Source organism: Devosia ginsengisoli (genome assembly GCF_024707105.1).
Lineage (GTDB): Bacteria > Pseudomonadota > Alphaproteobacteria > Rhizobiales > Devosiaceae > Devosia > Devosia ginsengisoli_A.
This window is the reverse complement of the sequence record NZ_JANQAJ010000009.1, coordinates 479,393-501,364: the sequence shown is the minus strand read 5'-3', so window position 1 is coordinate 501,364 and position 21,972 is coordinate 479,393. Positions and strand designations below refer to the sequence as shown.

17 protein-coding genes are annotated in these 21,972 nt (G+C 62.7%); 6 read left to right on the top strand and 11 right to left on the bottom strand.

The genetic code is table 11. The features are described 5' to 3' along the window. Positions 1 to 6: 6 nt before the first annotated feature. From NVV79_RS12340 to NVV79_RS12325, 4 genes are all read right to left on the bottom strand, one after another. A complete protein-coding gene (locus NVV79_RS12340; protein WP_303989795.1) occupies positions 7 to 2,616 on the bottom strand; it encodes a dipeptide ABC transporter ATP-binding protein in 2,610 nt (869 codons plus the stop codon). Further along, positions 2,603 to 3,589, bottom strand: coding sequence for an ABC transporter permease (locus NVV79_RS12335; RefSeq protein ID WP_303989793.1), 987 nt, complete (start codon positions 3,587 to 3,589; stop codon positions 2,603 to 2,605). The genes NVV79_RS12340 and NVV79_RS12335 overlap by 14 nt, the downstream gene beginning before the upstream one ends. Before the next feature lie 32 nt (positions 3,590 to 3,621). Beyond that, positions 3,622 to 5,115: an ABC transporter substrate-binding protein gene (locus tag NVV79_RS12330; protein WP_303989789.1), complete on the bottom strand. Its 1,494-nt coding sequence runs from the start codon at positions 5,113 to 5,115 to the stop codon at positions 3,622 to 3,624. A 62-nt stretch (positions 5,116 to 5,177) separates the two neighbouring features. Continuing rightward, positions 5,178 to 6,842 carry an ABC transporter family substrate-binding protein gene (locus NVV79_RS12325; RefSeq protein WP_303989786.1) on the bottom strand — a complete coding sequence of 555 codons (1,665 nt, stop codon included), beginning with the start codon at positions 6,840 to 6,842 and terminating at the stop codon, positions 5,178 to 5,180. A 151-nt stretch (positions 6,843 to 6,993) separates the two neighbouring features. Here NVV79_RS12325 and NVV79_RS12320 point away from each other — a divergent pair, with 151 nt between their 5' ends. Beyond that, on the top strand, positions 6,994 to 8,322 hold the full coding sequence (locus NVV79_RS12320; protein WP_303989783.1) for an aminotransferase class I/II-fold pyridoxal phosphate-dependent enzyme: 1,329 nt from the start codon (positions 6,994 to 6,996) through the stop codon (positions 8,320 to 8,322). 70 nt (positions 8,323 to 8,392) lie between these two features. Here NVV79_RS12320 and NVV79_RS12315 read toward each other — a convergent pair whose 3' ends face one another. The 6 genes from NVV79_RS12315 to NVV79_RS12290 all read right to left on the bottom strand — a co-directional run bounded on the left by NVV79_RS12315 (position 8,393) and on the right by NVV79_RS12290 (position 13,956). Continuing rightward, positions 8,393 to 9,151, bottom strand: coding sequence for a sugar phosphate isomerase/epimerase (locus NVV79_RS12315; protein WP_303989781.1), 759 nt, complete (start codon positions 9,149 to 9,151; stop codon positions 8,393 to 8,395). Positions 9,152 to 9,189: 38 nt separating this feature from the next. Beyond that, positions 9,190 to 9,693 carry a VOC family protein gene (locus NVV79_RS12310; RefSeq protein ID WP_303989780.1) on the bottom strand — a complete coding sequence of 168 codons (504 nt, stop codon included), beginning with the start codon at positions 9,691 to 9,693 and terminating at the stop codon, positions 9,190 to 9,192. A 67-nt stretch (positions 9,694 to 9,760) separates the two neighbouring features. Further along, the gene (locus NVV79_RS12305) at positions 9,761 to 11,008 is read right to left on the bottom strand and encodes an ABC transporter substrate-binding protein (protein WP_303989778.1); all 1,248 of its coding nucleotides are present in this window, start codon (positions 11,006 to 11,008) and stop codon (positions 9,761 to 9,763) included. 22 nt (positions 11,009 to 11,030) lie between these two features. After that, a complete protein-coding gene (locus tag NVV79_RS12300) occupies positions 11,031 to 12,125 on the bottom strand; it encodes an ABC transporter ATP-binding protein (RefSeq protein ID WP_303989776.1) in 1,095 nt (364 codons plus the stop codon). 5 nt (positions 12,126 to 12,130) lie between these two features. Further along, positions 12,131 to 13,063, bottom strand: a complete 933-nt coding sequence (locus NVV79_RS12295) for a carbohydrate ABC transporter permease (protein ID WP_303989774.1) — start codon at positions 13,061 to 13,063, stop codon at positions 12,131 to 12,133. Beyond that, positions 13,060 to 13,956 carry a carbohydrate ABC transporter permease gene (locus tag NVV79_RS12290; protein ID WP_303989771.1) on the bottom strand — a complete coding sequence of 299 codons (897 nt, stop codon included), beginning with the start codon at positions 13,954 to 13,956 and terminating at the stop codon, positions 13,060 to 13,062. The genes NVV79_RS12295 and NVV79_RS12290 overlap by 4 nt, the downstream gene beginning before the upstream one ends. A gap of 193 nt (positions 13,957 to 14,149) precedes the next feature. On the opposite strand from NVV79_RS12290, the gene NVV79_RS12285 reads away from it, so the two are divergent. The 4 genes from NVV79_RS12285 (at position 14,150) to NVV79_RS12270 (ending at position 17,905) form a co-directional block, all read left to right on the top strand. Then, on the top strand, positions 14,150 to 14,962 hold the full coding sequence (locus tag NVV79_RS12285; RefSeq protein WP_303989768.1) for an aldo/keto reductase: 813 nt from the start codon (positions 14,150 to 14,152) through the stop codon (positions 14,960 to 14,962). Positions 14,963 to 15,116: 154 nt separating this feature from the next. Further along, positions 15,117 to 15,560 (top strand): VOC family protein, encoded by a 444-nt coding sequence (locus tag NVV79_RS12280; protein ID WP_303989765.1) that lies wholly within the window; start codon positions 15,117 to 15,119, stop codon positions 15,558 to 15,560. A 101-nt stretch (positions 15,561 to 15,661) separates the two neighbouring features. Further along, on the top strand, positions 15,662 to 16,684 hold the full coding sequence (locus tag NVV79_RS12275; protein WP_303989762.1) for a LacI family DNA-binding transcriptional regulator: 1,023 nt from the start codon (positions 15,662 to 15,664) through the stop codon (positions 16,682 to 16,684). A gap of 213 nt (positions 16,685 to 16,897) precedes the next feature. After that, a complete protein-coding gene (locus NVV79_RS12270) occupies positions 16,898 to 17,905 on the top strand; it encodes a LacI family DNA-binding transcriptional regulator (protein WP_369684723.1) in 1,008 nt (335 codons plus the stop codon). Here the strand turns inward: NVV79_RS12270 and NVV79_RS12265 are convergent. Then, complete coding sequence (locus NVV79_RS12265) at positions 17,902 to 18,930, bottom strand: LacI family DNA-binding transcriptional regulator (RefSeq protein ID WP_303989759.1); 1,029 nt, start codon at positions 18,928 to 18,930, stop codon at positions 17,902 to 17,904. The two genes, NVV79_RS12270 and NVV79_RS12265, sit on opposite strands and share 4 nt — an antisense overlap. A gap of 140 nt (positions 18,931 to 19,070) precedes the next feature. On the opposite strand from NVV79_RS12265, the gene NVV79_RS12260 reads away from it, so the two are divergent. Continuing rightward, positions 19,071 to 21,848 (top strand): glycoside hydrolase family 2 protein, encoded by a 2,778-nt coding sequence (locus NVV79_RS12260; RefSeq protein ID WP_303989757.1) that lies wholly within the window; start codon positions 19,071 to 19,073, stop codon positions 21,846 to 21,848. Positions 21,849 to 21,972 lie beyond the last annotated feature (124 nt).

Below are 21,972 nucleotides of genomic sequence, written 5' to 3'. Positions count from 1 at the left end.
TGAATGTCAGGCGGAGATCAACTCCGCGGCGCGCCGAGCCAGGCGGTCGCGTTCGATGACGGGATCGGGGATCGGCACGGCATCGAGCAGCGAGCGGGTATAGGCATGGATGGGGCGGTGAACGACCTGTTCGGCCGTACCCAGTTCGACCATTTCGCCACCCAGCATGACGCCGATGCGGTCGCTGAGTTCGGCTACGATGGCAAGGTCGTGCGCGACCAGCAGGTAGGCCACGCCGAAGTCGCGCTTGAGCTCGCCGAGCAAGGCAATGATGTCCTGTTGGATCGAGACGTCCAGCGCCGAGACGGGTTCGTCCAGAACGACCAGCTTGGGATCGAGCATCAGCGAGCGGGCGATCGCTATGCGTTGGCGCTGTCCGCCGGAGAATTCATGCGGATAGCGGTCGAGCGATGCCATCGGGAGACGAACACGATCCAGCATGGCGCGGGCGCGGGTTTCGACATCGCTGGTCGCACCATGGATCTGTGCCGGCTCGAGCAGCAGGTCGCGCACCGTCATGCGTGGATCGAGCGACGTATAGGGGTCCTGGAAGACCACCGACATGGAGCGACTGGCTGCCCTGCGCGCGGCTGGGCTGGCCCGACCGAGATCGACGCCTTCGAACAGCACTCGACCGGCGGTGGGCTTGTGCAGGCCAAGGATGGTGGAGAGCATCGTGGTCTTGCCGGAGCCGGATTCGCCGACAATGCCGAGCGTTTCGCCCGCATTGAGGTCAAAGCTCACATTGCGCAGGGCGTGCACCACGCGGTCACCCCCTTTGATTGTGCGCGAGCGTGGCCGCAGGAATTGGCGCGAGAGATTTTCAACCGTGAGAAGCGGCTGGGCCGAGGTCGAAACGGGTTGCGCCGGATTGGTGGTGACGGCCTCGCCGAGGCGCGGGGCCAGGCTCAATAGCCGGGTGGTGTAGGGATCGCGCGGGGCGGAGAAGAGCGAGAAGACATCCTGCTGCTCAACGATCCTGCCGGCACGCATGACGGCGACACGGTCGGCAATGCCGGCGACCAGAGCCAGGTCGTGGGTTATGAACAGCATGGCGGCATTGGTCTTTTCACGCGCGATGCGCAGGGCGTCGAGCACCTGGGCCTGCACAGTCACATCGAGCGCCGTAGTAGGTTCGTCGGCGATGATCAGGTCGGGGTTATGGATCATGGCCATGGCGATGACGATGCGCTGGCGAATGCCCCCGGACATCTGGTGCGGATATTGCTCAAGACGGGACTGCGGATCGCGGATGGCCATCAGCGTCATCAGCTCGATCGCACGTCTGCGCGCTTCGGCAGTGGAGATGTCGCCGGCAATGCGGAAGGATTCCTCGAACTGCGCCCCGATGGTCAGGACGGGATTGAGGCTCGTAGAGGGGTCCTGCAGAATGGTCGCAATGCGGCGACCGCGGAAGGCGCGCCAGTGCTGGAAATCGAGCCCGCCCATGTCCTGCCCGTCAAAGCTGACGCGGCCCGATTGCATGGCACCTATCGGCAACAGGCCAGCCAAGGCCAACGAGGTCAAAGACTTGCCACTGCCTGACTCGCCGACCAGGGCCAATACTTCACCTCGGGCAATGCTGAGATCGACATTGTCGACGGCTGGCCTGTCGGCGCCCGGAAAGCGAACGCTGAAGCTGGTGAGGTTGACAAGACCATTGGCCGGCGGGGCGGGCACATTGGTCTCCGCCTTGTAGCGCGCGCGGTGTTCGATCAAGGGATTGGTCGGGTTGGCCTTCGGATTGAAAGCATCGCGCAGGCCCTCGCCGACATAGTTGATGGAGAGTACGATCATGATGATCAGCAGGCCCGGCGCATAGAACATCCATGGACGGGTCAAGACGGCGGTCTGGGCATTGGCAATCAGCAGGCCGAGCGAGGTATCGGGCGGTCTTACGCCGAAGCCGAGGAAAGAGAGGCCGGTTTCCGAAAGAATAGCGACGCCGACCAGCAGGGCCGTGGCAACGATGATGTGGTCGGCCACGTTCGGGATCATGTGGCGGAGCATGATGCGGGCATGACCGGCGCCCATGACACGCGAGGCCTTGATATAGGGCAGCTCACGCAGGCTGAGCGAGACGCCGCGTACCAGCCGCGCCACCGAGGTCCAGAACAAGGCCCCCAACACCAGCGACAGGCCTAGCCAGGAGACGCCCGAATTGCTCATGGTGTTGCCGAGGAAGGCAGCCAGCGCAATGGTGGGAATGGTCAGGACCAGATCGACCAGGCGCATCAGCGAGGCATCGACCAAGCCGCCGAAATAGCCGGACATCACGCCAACCAGCGTGCCGATGACCGTGGCGATCAGCGCGACTGTGCCGGCGATGAGCAGCGACTGCTGCATGCCGCGCATGACGAGGGCCAGCATGTCGCGGCCCAGCGTGTCGGTCCCAAGCGGATGCAGCCAGGATGGCGGCTGGGACAGGTCCGGCGTGATCTCGGTGAAGCCATAGTGCCAGAGCATGGGGCCGAAGATGGCAACCAGCAGCAGGCCGGCCAGCAGAAACGTGCCGAGCAGGGCAAGGGGGTTGGAACGGAAACGGCGGATGGCGAGGCCGAAGCGCGACCTGGAAGTATAGGCAGCGGCCACCGGTACGGGTTCAGGCTTGGCCATAGCGGACCCTCGGATCGATCAGGGCGTAGAAGATGTCCGCCAGCAGGTTGAAAAAGACGACGGCAATGGCGGCGACCAGCAGCCAGGCCATGACGGCGTTGGCGTCGCGGTTGGCGATGGATTCGAGCAGGAATCCCCCCATTCCGCGCCACTGGAACACCGTTTCCGTGATGACGGCGCCCGAGAACAGGGCCGGCAGGTCGAGCGCCACCACGGTGACGATGGGTATGAGGGCAGGGCGCATCACATGCGAGCGGATGATCCGCCCGCGCGAAAGGCCGCGCAACACGGCAAAGCGCACATGATCGCTGGACAGCGATTCCACGACGGCGGTGCGCTGATAACGGCTCCAACTGGCATAGTGGATCATGGCGAGCACGATGGTCGGCAGGATCAAATGCCCGGCCATGTCCGCCATCAACGGCAGGAATTGCTGCGGTGCAGGTACCGATACGTCGCCGACGGTGAAGAAGATGCGGGCATTGGCTGCCTTGTTGATGGCGATACCGAGCTGCTTGAGCAGCACGGCCAGCCAGAACGAGGGCAGCGCGATGAGGATGAAGGCGGAGGTGGAAATGAAATGGTCAGCGGGGCGGTTGCGGAACAGTGCCGCGGCGGTACCGGCAATCAGAGCCAGCAGTGTGGCGATGACGATGGCGACGGTCACGAGGCGCAGGGTAACACCGACACGGGGCGCCAGTTCCTGGCCGATATTCTGGTTGGGTTTGACCGAGGGACCAAAATCACCCTGCACGACGCCGCCCAGCCAGGTGACGTAACGCAGGACCACCGGCTGATCCAGGCCAAGGCGCTGTGCCTCGGCCTGGATGACGTTCTCCGGAATGGGTGGCTGACGCTCACGCATTTCGGCAAGGGGATCGCCCGCCATGGCGACGAGGATGTAGACGACAAAGGTCGAGACCAGCAGGATACCGATGCTGTTCAGCAGGCGGCGGCCAATCAGGGTGAGCATGTCATCTCCTCATCGCTCGGGCAGTGACGGCGTCAGGGCGTCGCGATCGGACGGATGCGGCCCCAATGCCACCACGGCACGGAGTAGTCGAGCTGGTCGGCCCAGCCGAAGAAGCGCTTCGAACGCGCATAGTAGGTGCCGTACCATAGCAGGGGCACGAATTCGCAATCACGGTTCCAGATTTCCTGCAGGTGCTTGTAGGCCGCGCCGCGGTCCTCGCGGGTCAGTGCGGACCGGCCGGCTTCATAGGCGGCGTCGGCATCCTTGTTGTGGTGCAGGCCCATATTGTTGAGGCCGGATGACGAGTATTTGGTCGCCGTGATCTCGATGTCGGGGGACATGGTGCCGCCAACGATATAGAGGTCGAAATCGTGTTCCTTGCGAACCCGCTGGGACCATTCCACCGCGCTGAGGCCGGCATATTCAACGCTGAAGCCGACAGCTTCGAGGTTCTTGGCGATGATGGCGCTGAGCGCCTTATGGCCATAGAACGTATCCATATAGAACATGCGCAGCTTGCCGCGCGAACCATTGGCGTCGCGGGTGAGGCCGCTTTCATCGAGCAGGCGCTCGGCTTCGGCAGCGTCATGACCGGGTGCCTTGACGTCGGGATTGAAGGCCCATTCGACACTGCCGAGCAGGTAGTGATCCCAGGCCGAGCTGGCGCCCGGATCGGTGATCTTGGCGATATCGTCGCGGTTGACGGCCTTGGCGATGGCCTCGCGCCGCCGCCGGTCGGCCCAGAGTTCGCTGCCATGGTTGAAGTCGAGCAGCGCCATGCCCGGCCCCTTCCCACGCATCAACTCGACATTGTCGGCACCCTCGATGAGGTGCAGGCGATCGAAGGTCAGGGTGTCCTGCGGGAAGAAGTCGGCTTCGCCGCGCACCACCATCTTCACGCATTCATCGCGATCGGGCTGGATTTTGAGGATGATGCGGTCGATCTCGGGCTGCGGTCCCCAATGGTTCTTGACCTTTTCGAGGATGATCTGTTTGCCCTTTTCCCATTCCACGAGGCGGAACGGGCCTGAGCCAACAGGCTTGAGATTGTAGGGATTGGTGTCCCAGTCCGTGCCTTCGTAGAGGTGGCGCGGCAGGATGTGGGAGAAGATGAAATTGCCCAGCTGGACCAGGAAGCCCGAATTCGGTCCAGTCAGGTGATAGTCGACCGTATAGTCGTTGACGGCGACAAGGTTCTCGACGTCGGTCAGGAACATGGCGCCGGTATAGCCCATCTTCTGGGCGTGCAGATGGGTGTAGACCACGTCATGGGCGGTCATCGGCACGCCGTCCTGCCAGCGCGCGGCCTGGTTGAGGTGGAAGCGCCAGCGGCGGGCACCATCCAGCATTTCCCAGTGAGTGGCCAGGTCCGGATAGGAGCCGTTGAAATTGTACCACTCGGTCAACACCATACGATTGTAGATGTTATTGCAGACAAGATAGCCGGCAGTGGCAGTGTAGTTGCGATGCACGTCGTTAAAGTGCACCGCGTCGTGCGGGGTCGCCACGACGAAGTCGATGGTCATGATTGTCTCTGCTTTGCAGGGGAAGGGAGGGACGGGCATTGCCCGTCCCGGAGAGTGGCGCCTTATTCAGCGGCCTTTACGCCCCATTCCTCGATATTCATCGTGGTGCCGTATTTGGACGGGTTCACGAAGAGGTTGGCGTAGCTGTCCGAATAGACTGCCATGTTGGTAATGGGGAACAGGGGAACCACGACGCCGTCCGCCAGGAGAGCACGGTCGAGCTCATTGGTCAGTTCGACAGTCTTCGCGTCGTCGAGCGTCACCGAGATTTCCTCGACCAGGGCATCGACCGTCTCGGATGAGTAGCCAAAGTAATTGCGGGCGGCCCCGGTCTGGTACCACTGAGCCAGCGACAGAGCGCCGAGATCGAGCGCGGTGGCGGTCGTGTAGATGTCGAAATTGCCGGCTTGAGCTTCAGGCGTATAGCGCGTGCGGTCGGCGGCATCGATGGTGACGGTGATGCCGATCTTGGCCAACTGGGCTTGAGCGAGTTCGGCCAACTGCATGCGGATGGGGTCGGTGGAATAGGTCAGGACTTCGAGATCACGCAGGGGCGTGCCATCGGGCAGGTTGAGCTTGCCATCCACGACAGCGTAGCCGGCCTCGGTCAGGATGGCGAGCGCGCCATCGACATCGCCGGTGCCAACGCCGGTCGCGCCGGTATTGTCCTGTTCGGCGAGCACCCCGCCGACGGTCTGGCCGGGAATATAGGCCGTGCTGGTCATCGGCTCGGCAGCTTCGACGTACTGGCCGACGGTGCGCATGGTCATGTCGGCAATGTCGAGCACCTTCGTGATGGCCTGGCGCAGGGCGAGGTCGCCCATGACGTCGCCATTGGCCTTTAGGCTGAAGTGGTAATAGGTGAGCGTGGGACCGACCTCGACATTGACGCCGAACATCTGGTTGACCTGCTCGACGGTGTCGAGCGTGGCGCCGCCATAGACGGCGTCGATTTCGCCGTTCTGCAAGGCGGTTACCTGCTCGCCGACCGAGGCAATGTAGCGGAAGCGGATCGTGTCGAGATGGGCGGGATTGCCGTACCAGGCCGGGTTCTTGACCAGGGTCATGACGACGCCGTCTTCATAGCCCTCGATGACGTAGGGACCCCCGGAAACCGTCGGGGCGTTCTCCGAAAGACCGACATTGAACGAGGTTGCCAGGTCGCCATAGGTTTCGGCGACGTGGGCGGGGAGGATGAAGGGGAACAACGTCTGCCAGGGGGCGAAGGGGCTTTCGAAGGTGAAGCGCACGGTCTTGCCGTCTTCGGACGCTTCGGTCGCGGAAACGAGATCATAACCCTGGGTAAAGGCGGCAAGGCAATCCGGGCAGGCTGCCGGGTCCTGCACCTGCTGGGTGTAGATGAAATCGGCGGCACTGATCGGGGTGCCATCGGACCATACGGCCTCCGGGCGGATCACATATTCGACCACCATCGGATCCTGGCTGACGATACCGGCGGACACGAGAAGCTGGCTGTTGAGCGTTACCCCGGCATCGGTGCCGGTCAGGAACGGGTGCGGATAGAGCGGCCACAGCTGCTGTCGATTGGTGGTGATATCCCCCGTCGCTGAAACCGGATTCCAGTTTGGCGGAGAATTTGTGGAGGCGAGCGTCAGTTCTCCGCCAAAGGACACGGCAGCCAGTTCGGCGGCGGTGAGCATGGGCGCGGTGAGGCTGGTGGCGACGAGGAGGGTGGCAATCGACAGGGGGATGCGCGCAGTCAACATGGGTTCCTTCCCAGGACAGGTGGGGGTGAACAAGCTCGGAGACACAGGAAAGGCTCGGGAAAACCAGGGCCCGTCGAAGATTGAGGCTAGACCTGCACTTTTGTTCTGGTCAATATTGGTATGTTCATAAACATAACGCACACGTGACGAGATGACCGCCCTGGAAGAGATCGTAAAGCGGGTGCCGATGCGCAATGCGCGGGCATTGAGTCGTACAGTGATGGAAATGGTGGCAGACGGCCAACTGCTGAAAGGCGAGCAAATGCCTACCGTTAGGGCAGTCGCCGCGGCAATGGGCATGAGTGCGGCAAGCGTGGCGGCCGCCTGGCGAGAACTGGTGGATTGGCGCGTGCTGGAGACCAATCGCCGAGGTGGAACAAAAGTTCTCGGCCCGCCGCTGGCCCCCCGGGCTACCCGATACGATACGATGATGAGGGCCTCCGAGGGCATAGCCCTCAATCTGGGCCATCTCATCCCCGACCGCACTATCCTGCCACCACTGGCACCCGCGCTGATGGCGGTTGGGCAGAGCCTTGAAATCAATGCCAACGATCCGGTGTCAATCAGCCCGGCCCTGCGCCGGGCGATAGAACCCAGATGGCCCTTCCCTCCCAACTATCTGCTGGCCACGCATGGCGGCATCGGTGCGGTGGAAATGGCGCTGCAGGCCTCGGTTAGGCCCGGTGACCGGGTAATCGTCGAGGCGCCGACCGTGTCGCGCGTTCTCGATATTCTCGAAGCGATGGGGGCAACGCCGGTACCGGTCACCCGGGGGGAAGGCGGGCCGGACCTGGGGCAATTGGAGGCCGCCCTGCGTGGACGGCCATCGGCCTTTGTCTACCAGCCTGTCGGCGGCCACCCCACCGGCATGGGCGTCTCGGCTGAATGGGTGGCACAGGCCACCAAGCTGCTGCGCGATATCCGCATGCCAATCATCGAACTGGTGCAGACGCCTTTGCTGCATACCGAGTCCTGGCAATCACTCGGCCGGCACCTGCCCCATGCTGTGGTGCATATCCACGCCTATAATTTCTTCTTTGGCTCAGATCTGCGCATCGGCGTGGCGGGGGGCAGCGACTATTATATCGACCGCATGTGGCAGCAGCTGACCTTCTCGTCAGGCTGGACCAGCCGTATCCTGCAGGATGCGCTGGCCTTTCAGCTTTCAGACCCTGGCGCCCTGTCGGAACTTGACCGCTACGTCGCAACCTGCCGCCAACGGCACCGGGCCTTCACCAAGGCCCTGCGTCGTGTTGGCTTCGATCTGCCCGAAACCGTCGGGCCTGCCATCTGGCTGCCGGTTCCGGACGAATATGTGATGACAACCCAGATGAGCAGTCGCGGCGTGGTCGTGCATCCGGGAAGCTATTTCTCGTCGATACCTCTCGAACGTGACCATGTCCTGCTGAACGGTACGACCTTGGCGCAGGGCCAGGACGACATGGCCCTCACCCTGGCTCGGGTCGCGGGCCTCGCCTGAAGAAGGCCAAATAGAAGTATCGAGGCGAGCTAAGTCGCCGCATGGCACCACGCGTGCCAAGCGATCCTGGTTAGAGTCCCAGGGCCTTGAGATGGTAGATCGAGCGGCTGGCGAAACGCTGCCAGTCCCCCGGATTGTCATGTTCGGTGACGATGTGATCGGCCCTGGTCCGGCGGAACAGCGGCACGAGAGCGGCCCAGTCTATGATGCCGTCGCCTGTGGCGGTCCAGCCATCATCCAGCGTGGTGCCGAGCGGGGCCGTGTCCTTGGTTTGGATGGCGATGATGCGGTCGGCGTACCGCCTGAGCTCCGCAGCCGGGTCGGCGCCCGCCCTTGTGATCCATCCACAGTCGATCTCGAACCAGACGTCAGGCCCGGCAGCCTCGAAGATATGGTCGATCGGTTTGCTGCCGTCCGGTAGCGGGACATATTCGAAGTCATGATTGTGCCAGGCCACCTTGAGCTCGTGCGGCCCGGCCGTTTCCGCGCCGCGGGCGAGCTTTTCACCCAGCCCCCGCCAATAGTCCGGCGTGTTTTCGCGCTCTTCGACCGCGACATAGGGCGGGATCAGCACGGTAGCGCCCAGCGTGAGCGCAATGTCGATGAAGCGGTTCGGCTCACTGACCAGGCCTGCCAAGGGCATGTGGAAGCCGTAGCAGGCAAGACCCGCATCATCCAACTGGCGCCGGAACAGCTTTGGATCGGCCTCATAGGCCGGCAGCCACGGCTCGATCGCGTCGTAGCCCATCGCCTTGAGCACAGGCAGTTGCGCCGCGAGCGGCGGAAAATTGCGCGAGGAATAGAGCTGGTAGGCGATGGGGTAGGGCATGATCGCAATCTTCGGTGGGAAGAGCTGGAAAAAAGGGGCTAATCGGCCGAATGTCGATCGCCCTGGGGCTGGGCTTCCTTATCCTTGTCGAATTCGAGCAGTTCCACCATCACGCCAAGGTCCTTGACCGTGTCGTAATAGGCGTAGCGGCCATGGCCGCCGTCGAATTCGCCGCGTTGCAGCAGCCTGTGGCCTTTTCCTTCGAGATAGGCGTCACGTTTGGTCAGGTTGCGGGTGCGGAAGGCGATGTGGTGGCAGCCGGGGCCTTTTTCCTCCAGCAGGTCGCGCCAGGCGCTCTTTTCCGGGCCCGGCTGGAGGAATTCCACGTCGATATTGCCGAACTTGAACATCATGATGCGGCAGCCGACCGAGGCGGGCTTGCCGTTGTAGATGGCTTGTGCCTCGTCGGGCTCGGCGGCCTTGCCTTCCTCAGGCACCGGCTTGCCGGTCAGGTCGGAAAACCACTGTGCGGATTTCACCACGTCATCGGTGACGAAGCAGATCTGCATCACTTCGTCTTCATCAAGCAGGCGCTTGTCCATTGAACTTGTCCATTCGATTGGGGGAGGCCGGCGGCCCGAAGGTCGCCGGCCCAGGGAGGGACTTTTGTCAGCCCAGGATGGTCTCGTAGTTCTCATGCATCTGGGCGATGGCGTCTTCGACACTCATGTTCGGATCGCTCCAGAAGTTGAAGACAACGTTCCAGATCGAATCCTGCCAGTCGGCGTCGGCGGTATTGTGCGGGTTCTGCACCTGCTGCGCCGGGTCCTCGAGGATGCGGAGCACTTCGGTGGAGCATGCGTCGAGGCTTTCGGCCGGAGCGTCGAGGCGCACCGGGGTCGAGCCCTTGGCCGCGGCGAACTTGGCCTGCTCGCCCGGATCGAGCACTTCGGCGGCGAAATCGAGTTCGGCCGCCTGTATATCGTCGGCCTGGCCGCCGAGCAGGCCCCAGGCGTCGACCGTCACGACGACGGCCTGCGCGCCGGGGATTTCGATGCAGCCGAAATCGGTGCCCGCGACCTTGCTGGCGCCGAGCCATTCCCCCTTCATCCAGTCACCGTGGATCTGCATCAGCGCCTTGCCGGTGATGACCTCGTTGGTGGTTTCGTTCCAGGGGCGGTTCTGCGCTTCGGGGCCGGCCTCGTTGGCGAAGAGGCGCAGTGTTTCGAGGGCCTTGGCAAAGGCTGGGTCGTCCAGCGCGGCCGGATCGACCTCTTCGCCATAGATGCTCTTATAGATGTCGGGACCGGCCACGGCCGCGATCAGCGCATGGGTCAGATAGCCGACCTGAAACGGCTGGCTGCCGACGGCGAGCGGGGCATAACCGGCGTCGCGGATCTTCTGGAAATCGGCGAACATGGCGTCGAGGGAATCCCATGCAGTAGGATCGACCCCGGCCGCCTTCGCGACCTCCATGTTGTAATAGACCATGCCGTCGATATGCAGCGCCTGCGGCACCTTGACGATCTCGCCATCGACCGAGATCGAGGCAGCGACGGCCGCCGGCAGGTTCTCGACAATGCCATTGTCATTGAACCACTGCGTCAGCGGGAAACCCAGGCCCATGCCGGCAATGTCACGATAGACGCCGGGATTGGATTCCATGAAGACGTTGGGCGGCTGGCCGCCGGTGACCAGGCTCATCAGGTTCACATTGGAGCCGGTATCGTGCGGAATGGCGATATCGGTCCAGGTATGGCCCTTGGCCTCGATGCCGGCCTTGATGACATTGAGGGCGGCGATTTCCGGCGGGGCGGACCAACTATGGTAGATGACCAGGTCGGTCGCCATGGCACCCGATGCAGCGGTGCTCAGCAACAGGCCGGCGACAATGCCGGCAAGTCTCTTGTTAGACATCGTTCTCTCTCCCTTGTTGTAGTTACATTCTCTGCCCGGTACGAGCGTCGAACAGGTTGGCCTTGCCCTTGAGGTAGCTGACGGAAACGGACTGGCCCGGCGTCAGGCGTGCAGCGGCGTCGGGATCGACGCGCAAGGCAAGCACATCGTCTTCGAAGGTGAAGTAGGCGCTGGCATCGGGGCCGGTGCGCTCGGCATATTGCACCGGCACGGTGAAAGTGGCGGCCGTCGCGCTATCGGCTGCGAGCGTAAAGTGCTCGGGACGCAGGCCGGCGATGATTTCAGCCCCGTCCTGCGGCGGCGCGAGGAAGGGATAGTCGGACACGTCGAGCCGCACGCCGGAGGCGAATACGGCCTCGGTCTTGCCGGCGGCCAGCGCCAGTTTCGCCGGGCGCAGGTTCATGGCGGGGGAGCCGATAAAGCCGGCGACGAACAGGTTGGCGGGGCGCTCGTAAATCTCGTCGGGTGTGCCGAACTGCTGGATGACGCCGCCATTCATCACCGCGATCTTGGTCGCCATGGTCATGGCTTCGATCTGGTCATGCGTGACGTAGACGATGGTGGATTTGAGCTGGTCGTGCAGCTTCTTGATCTCAAGCCGCATCTCGGTGCGCAGCTTGGCATCGAGGTTGGACAGCGGTTCGTCAAACAGGAACACGCCGACATTCTTGACCAGCGCCCGGCCGATGGCGACACGCTGGCGCTGGCCGCCCGAGAGCTGGCCCGGCTTGCGGTTGAGCAGCGGCTCGATCTGCAAGAGTTTCGCCGCCCAGGCAATACGCTTTTCGATCTCCTCACGCGGCAGCTTGCTGGCCGAAAGGCCGAATTTGAGGTTTCCGTGCACCGTCTTGGTCGGATAGAGCGCGTAGGACTGGAACACCATGGCCAGCCCTCGATCCTTGGGATCGAGATCGGTCACGTCGCGCTCGCCGATCATGATGCGGCCGTCGGTGACGTCGAGCAGCCCGGCCAGCAGGTTCAGCAAAGTGGTCTTACCGCAGCCGGAGGGGCCGAGCAGCACCAGGAAATCGCCATCGTCGATGCTGAGGTTGAGGTCATCCAACACCTTCATCAACCCGTAATTCTTGGTGATGTGCTCGAAGCTGACGCGGGGCATATCGATCAACCCTTGATGGCGCCGGCAGTGATGCCCTGCACGAAGAGCTTGCCGACGATGAAATAGATGACGAGCGGAGGAATGGCCGTGAGCAGGGCCGCGGCCATATTGTCGTTGTAGCGGACGGTGCCGGTCGAGATGGTGATGAGGTTGGCCAGGTTCACCGTCATCGGCTGGGCGCCCATGCCGCCGAAGGTCACCCCGATCAGATAGTCGTTCCAGACCGAGGTGATCTGCAGGATCAGCACGACGATGAGGATATTGCCGCTCATCGGCAGGATGATCTCGAAGAAGATCTTCCAGAACGAGCCGCTATCCATGATGGCGGCGCTCATGATCTCCTGTGGAATGTCCTTGTAATAATTGCGGAAGATCAGCGTCAGCACAGGCATGGCCAGCACCGCGTGGATGAGCGCCACGCCCCAGATGCTGCCATAGACCTTGAGCGTCGCCGTCATCGAGATCAGCGGGAACATGATGATCTGGAACGGCACGAAGGCGCAGATGAACAGGATGAAGAGGAAGGTACCGGCCCATTTGACGTTCCACAGCGCCAGCGCATAGCCGGTGACGATGGAAAGGCCGATCGACAGGATCAGCGAGGGAATGAGGATGGCCACCGAATTCCAGAAGCCGACCTTGAGGCCCTCGCAGCGCGTGCCCGAGCAGGCGCTGTTCCAGGCATGATCCCACGCCTCCAGCGTCCAGATATTGGGCAGAGCGAACATGGCGCCCTCGCGGATCTGGTCCATCGTCTTGAACGAGGTGACGATGACGACATAGAGCGGGATGCAGAAGAACAGGGCGCAGATGGCGAGGAAGACCAGTACGGCGATGGAGCGGCCGGTAATGACCTTCTTCCGGCGCGGGAAATATGGCGCGCTGTGCACGGCGATCTCGGCGCCAAGGGCTTTTTGGGATGCGGTGAGGTCGGTCATCGCATGGCTCCCTGGGCACGGCGCTGCTGCCAGGCGGTGAGCAGCACCAGCGGCAGGAAAATGATGGCGGTGATAACCAGCATCAGCACGGCGGCAGCCGAGGCAAAGCCGAGATTGCCCTTGGCCGACAGCGCCTGGATGGTGAAATAGGCCGGCACATAGGTCGACTGGCCCGGTCCGCCATTGGTCATGGCGACGATGACGTCATAGGCCTTGATGACGCCCAGCGAGAGCAGGATGGCGCAGGTGACGAAGGTGAACTTCATCATCGGGATGATGATCTCGGTATAGAGCCGGAACAGGCCGACGCCATCCAGGCGTGCCGCGCTCCAGATTTCCGAGTTGATGGATTTGAGCCCAGCCAGCATCAAAGCCATGTAGAAGCCGGCGCTTTGCCAGACCGAGGCGAGAATGACGCCGTACATAGCGGTTTCCGGCCGGGCCAGCCAACTGGCATTCACCCAGGTCAGGCCGAGGGAGTGGATGAAATGCTCGGCGCCGAGCTCGGGATTGAAAATCCAGCGCCAGGCGGCGCCCGTGACGATGAGCGAAATGGCGAGCGGGTAGAGAAAGACGGTGCGGAACAGGCTTTCGCCGCGTTTCTCCCGGTCGATCATGGCCGCGAGGATGAAGCCGAAGACGATGGCCAGCGCGCTGCCCAGGCCGAGCACGATAAGGTTCTGCAGCGAAATCATCCAGGCGTCGTCATTGAACAGGCGCTGGTATTGCCGTCCCCATTCGGACCAGTCGATCTCGTATTCCGGCAGGCGACGGCTGCGCGTCAGCGACAGGTAGACCGTCCACAGGATTGCGCCAATGAAGGCAACCAGCGTCACCACACCTGCTGGCAGCAGGGCCAGTTGCGGCGACCATCGGCTCCACCGAAAGGCCATGCTCGTCCTCCCTTGCACGCCGCGGCGGGATTATTCCGCTCTTCGGCGTGTCAGCTCTTGCGGGCAATATTATCGTTAAACTAGGTTTACGCGGAACGATCCGTCAATAGGCTTTTCGCTTGCCGGATACGTGTTTTGATCGACCAATAGGTCAGCCGGACTGCCAAAATCCAAGCGAGCGGAGATGAAAGTTATGCAAAATCAATACGATATACCGGCCATGGGCTTCGGCACGTATGACCGCAAGGGCGAGGCCGGCATCGCGGCAATGCTGGTGGCGCTGGAGACGGGCTATCGCCATCTCGATACTGCCCAGGATTACGGGACCGAAAAGGAGGTGGGCCAGGCCGTGCGGCGCTCGGGGGTGAACCGCGCCGATATCTTCGTCACCACCAAGATCAAGACGGGCAATCTGGGGCCGGGCGCGCTGGTTCCCTCGCTGCGGCAGAGCCTGGACAATCTGCAACTGGACCGGCTGGACCTGACGCTCATCCACTGGCCGTCACCCAACAATGCCGTGCCGCTGCCGGTCTATATCGAGCAACTGGCCGAAGCCCATGCTCTCGGACTGACCCGCCTGATCGGCGTTTCCAACTTCACCATTGCCATGCTGGAAGAGGCGCAAGCCATTCTCGGCGATCTGCCAATTGCCAACAACCAGTTCGAGCTCAATCCATTGCTGCAAAACAAGAAGCTGGCAAACTATTGTGTCAGCAAGAAAATTTCTGTCACCTGCTATCTGCCCATTGCTCGCGGCATCCTCGGCGACGTGCCGGTCATCGCCGAAATCGCCGCTCGCCATGGTGCGACGCCGGAGCAGGTCGCCTTGGCCTTCGAATTCGCCAAGGGCTACATCGCCATCCCCACATCGAGCCAGGCCGACCGCATCCGCTCCAACTATCTGGCCACGAAACTGGTCCTTTCCGAAGCCGATATCGCCGCCATCGAGACCGTGGATCGCGGCCAGCGCGTCATCGATCCGGCCTGGGGCCCGGACTGGGATTGAGATCATTTCTGGCTGTTGACAACGCCGTGGCTTGGGATAATACCTGTCGTATTAACGTTCCTATTAGGTCGCCCTTTCTGACATATCGGGGCGGTCCGCTGGCCTGTCGCCAGCGGAAACGATCAGTCATGGCCGCAATGTCGGCGGAGGAATCATGAAGGGCATTACCAGTCTCGGACACGTCGCGATCAATGTGATCGATCTCGAAAAGTCGCTGGATTACTACGTCAACAAGCTCGGTTTTCCCGAAATGCTGCGGCTCAAGCGCGACGACGGCGATACCTGGCTGGTCTATCTGCGCATTACCGACGAGCAGTATCTCGAAATCTTCCCGGGTGCCGAAAATGAGCGTGCGCCGAAGAGCTGGCATGCCAATGGCATGACCCATATGTGCTGGACCATCGACGACCTCGACGCGACCGTTGCGCGCATCAAGGCGGCCGGCATTACCCTGCTCTCCGAGCCCAAGGCGGGGCTGGATGGCAATCGCCAGGCGTGGCTGGAGGATCCCGACGGCAATCGGATCGAACTGATGGAAATGCATCCGGACTGCCTGCAGTATCAGGCCATCCAGCGTCTGCGCGCAGAAGGGGTCTAGTTTACCGCCGGTTCTGGTGTGTATTGTCGCACATGATTTTGATCTTCTCTTGTCGGCTTTGTAAATCCGCGTATTGGCAGCGTGTCGAGTAGGTTGAAATCATGGGCAAATCCACCGTTCGCTTGAAGGATATCGCAGACCGGACCGGATTTTCGGTCAATACGGTATCCCTGGCACTGCGACAAAGCCCGCGCATCCCCGAAGAGACCTCGATCCTCATTCGCGAAGCGGCCGAGGCACTCAACTACTTGCCCAATCACGTGGCCAAGTCGCTGGTCAGCCGCGAAACCAAGACTATCGGGCTGGTGCTGACCGACGTCACCAACCCCGCTTTGACGCAAGTGGCCCAGGCGATCGAAATGACCCTCTCGGAGCGCGGCTATTCCACGCTCTTTGCCACCTCCAACAACGATCTCGGCGAGGAAAAGCGCGTCATCGAAATGTTCCGCTCCCGGCAGGTGGACGGCATGCTGATCTATCCGCGCAGCCACCGCGAGCTCGATCATATCCGTCGCTTGCGGCGGGCGAACTATCCGGTGGTGCTGCTGGTGGGTGATCCCGATGCCGGTATCGACGCCGTCTGCATCGACGAACGCCGTGGCGCCTACAGGGCGGTGCGCCACCTCATCGATATCGGCCATAGCCGGATCGCCATCATCGACACCTCCAATGCCAAGGGAAACCTGGAGAAACGCGACGGCTACGAGCAGGCGCACCGGGAGGCCGGCCTGTCGATCGACCACGATCTGCTCGCCGATCCCATGGGGAATACGGTCATTCGGGGTTATTGGGCCATGGACCGCCTGATGAGCATGCGCGTGCGCCCGAGCGCGGTGTTTGCGGCCAATGATTCCCTGGCCATCGGCGCGCTGCGCTGGACCCAGAAGAACAATCTGCGGGTGCCCGAGGATGTTGCCATCATTGGCTTCGACAATATCGAGTTTGCCGAGCACGCGGCCACCCCGATCTCTTCGGTCAAATACGAAGTCGAAATGGTGACGGAGCTGGCGGTGGAGCGGCTGCTGCAATTGATTGCCGCGCCGGATGGCCTGCCCGAGCCGCGGGTCACCATGATTGACCCCGAGCTCATCGTTCGCGACAGTACGGCGGGCAGGGCAGGCTAGCCTGGAAATGCATCGCCTTGCGGTGCGGTCCGGGCGATTGCCGGTTGCGTGAGCCTCCGATCCCCGTGGCACACGTTGCTAATACTTGATAATGAGTGCTGATCATGTATTAGCATTGGGGCAGATCGAAACGGATTCCCCATGCCCAGGTCAGCCGACACAATCGAGCCGCAGACAATGCGAGGAAAGCGCGGTGGTGGGCGGCGGGTGACCATGACCGACGTGGCGCGCGAGGCAGGGTGTTCGCAGGCGACGGTTTCCTTCGTGCTCAATCATGCGCCGGGGATCAAGCTTTCGGCGGAAACCAAGCAAAGGGTGTTCGAGGCGGCGCGGCGGCTGGGCTATGCGATGCCGCCGGTAGCGGGCGCGGCGGTATCGACGGCGCGGCGGCGGCGGATCGGCTTCATCGCCGACCAGTTGGCGACCAGTCCGGAGGCCATGGTGGCCATCGAGGGGCTGACCCAGGCGACGCGGGCCAGCGGCGACGTGGTGCTGGTGGCCCATACCCATAATGATGAGGAATTGGAGGCCGAGCTGATCCGCACCTTTGTGGAACAGCGGGTGTCGGCCCTGGTCTATATGACGATCTTCACCCGCGAAGTGGAGCTGCCGCAGCAATTGCTGGGGCTGGAAATGCCGGTTTTCCTGCTCAATTGCTATACGGCCAGCCAGATCTATCCGGCCGTGGTGCCCAGCGAGATCGCCGGCGGGCAGCGCAGCACGCGGCACCTGATCGAGCAGGGGCATCGGCGCATTGCCACGATAACAGGCGAAATCTGGATGGAAGCGGCGCAGGACCGGCTCAAGGGCTATCGCCGGGCGCTGGCCACGGCGGATATTCCGTTCGATCCGGCGCTGGTGGTGGAGGGGGATTGGTCGGCCAGTTCGGGCTATGACGCTACGCGCAAGCTGCTGGCGCTGCCCGAGCCGCCGACGGCGATCTTCTGCCAGAACGACCGGGAGGCCATCGGCTGCTACGAGGCGCTCAAGGAGGCCGGATATGACATTCCCACCGACATGGCGGTGGTGGGCTATGACGATGAGGAAATCTCGCGCCATCTGCATCCGCGGCTGACCACGTCGATCCTGCCGCATCGGGCCATGGGGGCTTGGGTGGTGGAGCAGCTCGGCGAATTCGTGCCGGGGCAGGGGCGCTATCCGCTGGTCAAGCTGGAATGCCCGCTGGTCGAGCGGGATTCGGTTGCAAAGCCAAAAGGTTAGGTGTCGGGGGTGAGCGGGGCGATCGAGCTGCGCTCGATCAGTTCACACTCGATCTTGACCTTCTGCAGCCGTTCGTCCTGGTCGGCATCATTGTAGCTGTCGAGCAGTTCGGCCACGGCCCAGCGGGCCATTTCGTCATGCGGCAGCACCATGGTGGAGAGCGGCGGCTCCATATTGGCCGCCAGGTCTTCGTCGTCGAAACCGATGATGGAAATATCCTCGGGAACGGAGAGGCCCAGCATGCGGGCGGCGTCGTAGCAGCCCATGGCCATGCGGTCGTTGAAGCAGAAAATGGCGGTGGGGGGCTCGGGCAGCGACATCAGCGCCAGCGCCGTCTCGCGGCCGCCGCGGATGGTCCAGCCGGCCTGGATCACCAGGGATTCATCGACCGGCGCATTGAATTCTGCCATGGCCTGGCGAAAGCCCTTTTCGCGATCGACGGCCGCTTCGACGATGATTTCGCCGGTCATGTGGGCGATGCGGCGGTGGCCGGCGCGCAGCAGCGCCCGTGTTGCCGTATAGCCGCCGACCAGGTCGCCGGGCACCACCGAGGGGTAGCGCAGCTTGCGCTCATAGCAATTGAGCAGCACCAGCGGTAACTCGGAAAAGGCTTCGGGAACAGTGACTTGCCTGGTGATGAGCGAGGCGTAGATGATGCCGATGGTCTTCTGCGAGACCAGCAGATCGATGGCTGCCTGCTCCAGCGCCGGGTCGGAGCGCGTGCAGAAGGTTGCGACCGTCACGTCCTGCAAAGCGGCTTCGTCGCGGGCGCCTTCGATGAAGGGCGTGGCGAAGGGGGTGGTGGAGACTTCGTCGAGCATGAGGCCGATGACGCGCTTGCGGCCCTCGGGCACCGGGTGGGCCTTGCCGCGCCGATAGGACAGGGTTTCGGCCGCCTCGATGACGCGGCGCCGGGTGGCCTTGGACACACGGGCATTGGGAACGCCGTTGAGAACCAGTGAAACGGTCGCCTGTGACACGCCGGCCAACTCGGCCACGTCCACCATCGTCGCTCGCTTTTCCACCCGTTCACGCTCCACCGCTAATCGTCCCCAAATGTTAGCAGACTGTTAGCATCGAGCGCCACGCAAGAACCCCTCTTGTCAACCAGATCACTATGGTCCTATGGTGATAAATATATAACTAATATTGGTTGAGGGTGGAAATGGAGCGGACTGGTCTCGCGCAGGCGGCGGATACGGAAACGGGCACACGTCGGCGTCTGTCGCTGGATGGGGTCTGGCAGTTCCGGCACGAGGATGGCCCCTGGCGTGAGGCGCATGTGCCCGGCCCGTGGCAAGCCGAATTCTCTGACCTCGTCGATACGAGCGGGCGCGCGGTCTACAAGCGCAGCTTCACCCTGCCGGACGGCTGGGCCGCCCAGGAACTGGTGCTGCATTTCGGCGCCGTCAGCTATTTCTGCGAAGTGCTGCTGAACGGGCAGGTGGTGGGCAGTCATGAAGGCGCCTTCCTGCCCTTCGACATCGTGCTGCCGGCAGAAGCGCTCAAGGCGCAGAACGAGGTGGAAGTCCGCGTGACCATGCCTTCGGCGGATCGCAGGGTCTATCCCGACTATCCGTTCGGCGAAGTGCCGCATGGCAAGATCAGTTGGTATGGCCGCATTGGCGGGCTGTGGCAGTCGGTTTCGCTGGAAGCCCGCGATCCGCGCCATGTCGACGATGTCGTGGTGACGGCTGACATGGATGGCAAGGTTGCGGTTGCGCTGGGCTTTTCGGCGCCCGCGGCCGGCATGGTGGCGCAGCTTTCGGTGCTCGACGCCAATGGTGATGTCGTGGCCGAAACCAGTGTGACGGCTGCCAGCCAGGTTTCGGCGAGCCTTGCCGTGGCCGGAGCGCTTCTCTGGTCCACCGACGAACCCAATCTCTATTCGCTGGTCGTGGACCTCGGCACCGACACGGTGACCACGACATTCGGCTTCCGCACGGTGGAAGCGCGCGACGGACAAATCCTGCTGAACGGAAAACCGCTCTATATGCGCGGCGCGCTGGACCAGGATTATTACCCCGACGGCATCTATACGCCGCCATCGCTCGAATTCCTCGAAGACCAGGCGCGCAAGGCCAAGCATCTCGGGCTCAACCTGCTGCGCTGCCATATCAAGGTGCCGGACCCGCGCTATTACGAAGTGGCCGACCGGCTGGGCCTCTTGGTCTGGACCGAAGTGCCCAATGTCGCCAATTTCACGACCGATTCCGCCCGGCGGATGCGCGAGACGATGGAAGGCATTCTCAAGCGCGACCGCAACCATCCTTCGATCATCGCCTGGACGCTGATCAACGAGGATTGGGGCACGCGGCTGGTGGAAAATGCCGAGCACCGGCAATGGCTCAAGGACAGCTATGACTGGCTGAAAGCCGAGGACCCGACCCGGCTGGTGGTCGACAATTCGGCCTGTTTCCCTAATTTCCACGTCAAGTCCGATATCAACGACTATCACTATTACCGCTCGGTGCCGGAGCGCCGCCAGGAATGGGACGATATCACGGCCCAGTTCGCCGCCGGCGCCGACTGGACCTATTCGACGCTGGGCGATGCCGAGCGGCGTGGCGATGAGCCGCTGATTGTTTCCGAATTCGGCGTATGGGGCCTGCCCGATCCGAGCAAGCTCCGTCGCGAAGACGGCAGCGAGCCCGACTGGTTCGAGACTGGCTCGCCCTGGGGCGATGGGGCGGCATTGCCGCATGGCGTCGAGGAGCGTTTCGGCGCGCTGGACCTGGCCCGTACCTTCGGCTCGTTCGATGCCTTCATCGAGAATGTGCAGTGGTACCAGTTCATGAACCTGCGCTACCAGATCGAGCAGATGCGGCTGCATCCCTCGATCATGGGCTATGTCATCACCGAACTGACCGATGTGCATTGGGAGGCCAATGGGTTGATGGACATGGAGCGCAATCCGCGCGTGTTCCATGACGTCTTTGCCCAGATCAATACCGATACGGTGATCGTGCCGCGGCCCGAACGCTATGCGGGCTATGCCGGCGAAACGCTTGCTATCGACGTGACAATCGCGACGGGCGGCAAGGCGCTCCCCGATGGCGCCACCTTGCGCTGGTCGGGTGATGCGTCCGGTTCGCTCGCTATTGCGGCGACCGGCCCCGTTTCCGCTACCAGCCCGCAAAAGCTCAAGATCGACCTCCCGGCCAGCGGCGCGAGCCGCATGGCACGTCTTGATTTTGTGCTCGAGGCTGGCGGCGATGTCGTGGCGCGCAATAGCTGCGACATCGCCCTCTATACCAGGCGCGATACCTCGGCGCTGCCGACGATTGCCGCGGCCGATGCCGGGCTGGCCACCTATGCGACGGGGTTGGGCTATCGCGTGGTGCCGGCAGGCGAAGCCGATATCGTGCTGTGCCATGCCGTTGACGGTGCCGATGTCGAGGTGATGAAGGCGGGTGGACGCTTCCTGATCCTGGCTGACGGTTCGGTCGAGACCAACCGCAACCTGCGTACCGACATGCCCGACGGCGAGCTGCCGCATCGCAGCATCGTCGCCGATGGCAAGACCTTCCGCCCCAGCCTCGACCAGCATCTGCCGGGCATCAGCCTGGTGGAACGCGACGGCACGATCTGGCGCGGCGACTGGATCGCCGGCTTCTCCTGGATACGGCGCGACGGGCCCTTCGCCAATATTCCGGGCGGCCCGATCTTCGATCTCAGCTTTTCGGGCGTGGTGCCGCATCACCTGCTGACCGGCTTCCGGCCCTGGGAATTCGGCAACAATGTCCATGCCGGCATGGTGGTGGGCTGGGTGCACAAGCCCGCAGCGATCATCGGGGAGAAACGCGTGGGTCGTGGCGGGGTGGTCGCAACCACTTTCCGGCTGACAAGCGAGGCGCCGGGCGCCGATCCGGTAGCGGCGGCATTGTTCGATGCGCTGGTGGTGGCGACGAAGGAGCTGCAGCGGGACGAAGGGAAGTACTGACCGTTGGGCGTTTCCCCTTCTCCCCTCGTGGGAGAAGGTGCCCGAAGGGCGGATGAGGGGGATCGGGACCAGGTTCCGGCACCCAAGCATGGGAGGGCGCAGCCCCTCACCCGGTTTTCCGCTG

Coding starts and splice junctions, on each gene's coding strand:
- NVV79_RS12340 (WP_303989795.1), bottom strand. CDS start 2,616: ATGGCCAAGCCTGAACCCGTACCGGTGGCCGCTGCCTATACTTCCAGG.
- NVV79_RS12335 (WP_303989793.1), bottom strand. CDS start 3,589: ATGCTCACCCTGATTGGCCGCCGCCTGCTGAACAGCATCGGTATCCTG.
- NVV79_RS12330 (WP_303989789.1), bottom strand. CDS start 5,115: ATGACCATCGACTTCGTCGTGGCGACCCCGCACGACGCGGTGCACTTT.
- NVV79_RS12325 (WP_303989786.1), bottom strand. CDS start 6,842: ATGTTGACTGCGCGCATCCCCCTGTCGATTGCCACCCTCCTCGTCGCC.
- NVV79_RS12320 (WP_303989783.1), top strand. CDS start 6,994: ATGACCGCCCTGGAAGAGATCGTAAAGCGGGTGCCGATGCGCAATGCG.
- NVV79_RS12315 (WP_303989781.1), bottom strand. CDS start 9,151: ATGCCCTACCCCATCGCCTACCAGCTCTATTCCTCGCGCAATTTTCCG.
- NVV79_RS12310 (WP_303989780.1), bottom strand. CDS start 9,693: ATGGACAAGCGCCTGCTTGATGAAGACGAAGTGATGCAGATCTGCTTC.
- NVV79_RS12305 (WP_303989778.1), bottom strand. CDS start 11,008: ATGTCTAACAAGAGACTTGCCGGCATTGTCGCCGGCCTGTTGCTGAGC.
- NVV79_RS12300 (WP_303989776.1), bottom strand. CDS start 12,125: ATGCCCCGCGTCAGCTTCGAGCACATCACCAAGAATTACGGGTTGATG.
- NVV79_RS12295 (WP_303989774.1), bottom strand. CDS start 13,063: ATGACCGACCTCACCGCATCCCAAAAAGCCCTTGGCGCCGAGATCGCC.
- NVV79_RS12290 (WP_303989771.1), bottom strand. CDS start 13,956: ATGGCCTTTCGGTGGAGCCGATGGTCGCCGCAACTGGCCCTGCTGCCA.
- NVV79_RS12285 (WP_303989768.1), top strand. CDS start 14,150: ATGCAAAATCAATACGATATACCGGCCATGGGCTTCGGCACGTATGAC.
- NVV79_RS12280 (WP_303989765.1), top strand. CDS start 15,117: ATGAAGGGCATTACCAGTCTCGGACACGTCGCGATCAATGTGATCGAT.
- NVV79_RS12275 (WP_303989762.1), top strand. CDS start 15,662: ATGGGCAAATCCACCGTTCGCTTGAAGGATATCGCAGACCGGACCGGA.
- NVV79_RS12270 (WP_369684723.1), top strand. CDS start 16,898: ATGACCGACGTGGCGCGCGAGGCAGGGTGTTCGCAGGCGACGGTTTCC.
- NVV79_RS12260 (WP_303989757.1), top strand. CDS start 19,071: ATGGAGCGGACTGGTCTCGCGCAGGCGGCGGATACGGAAACGGGCACA.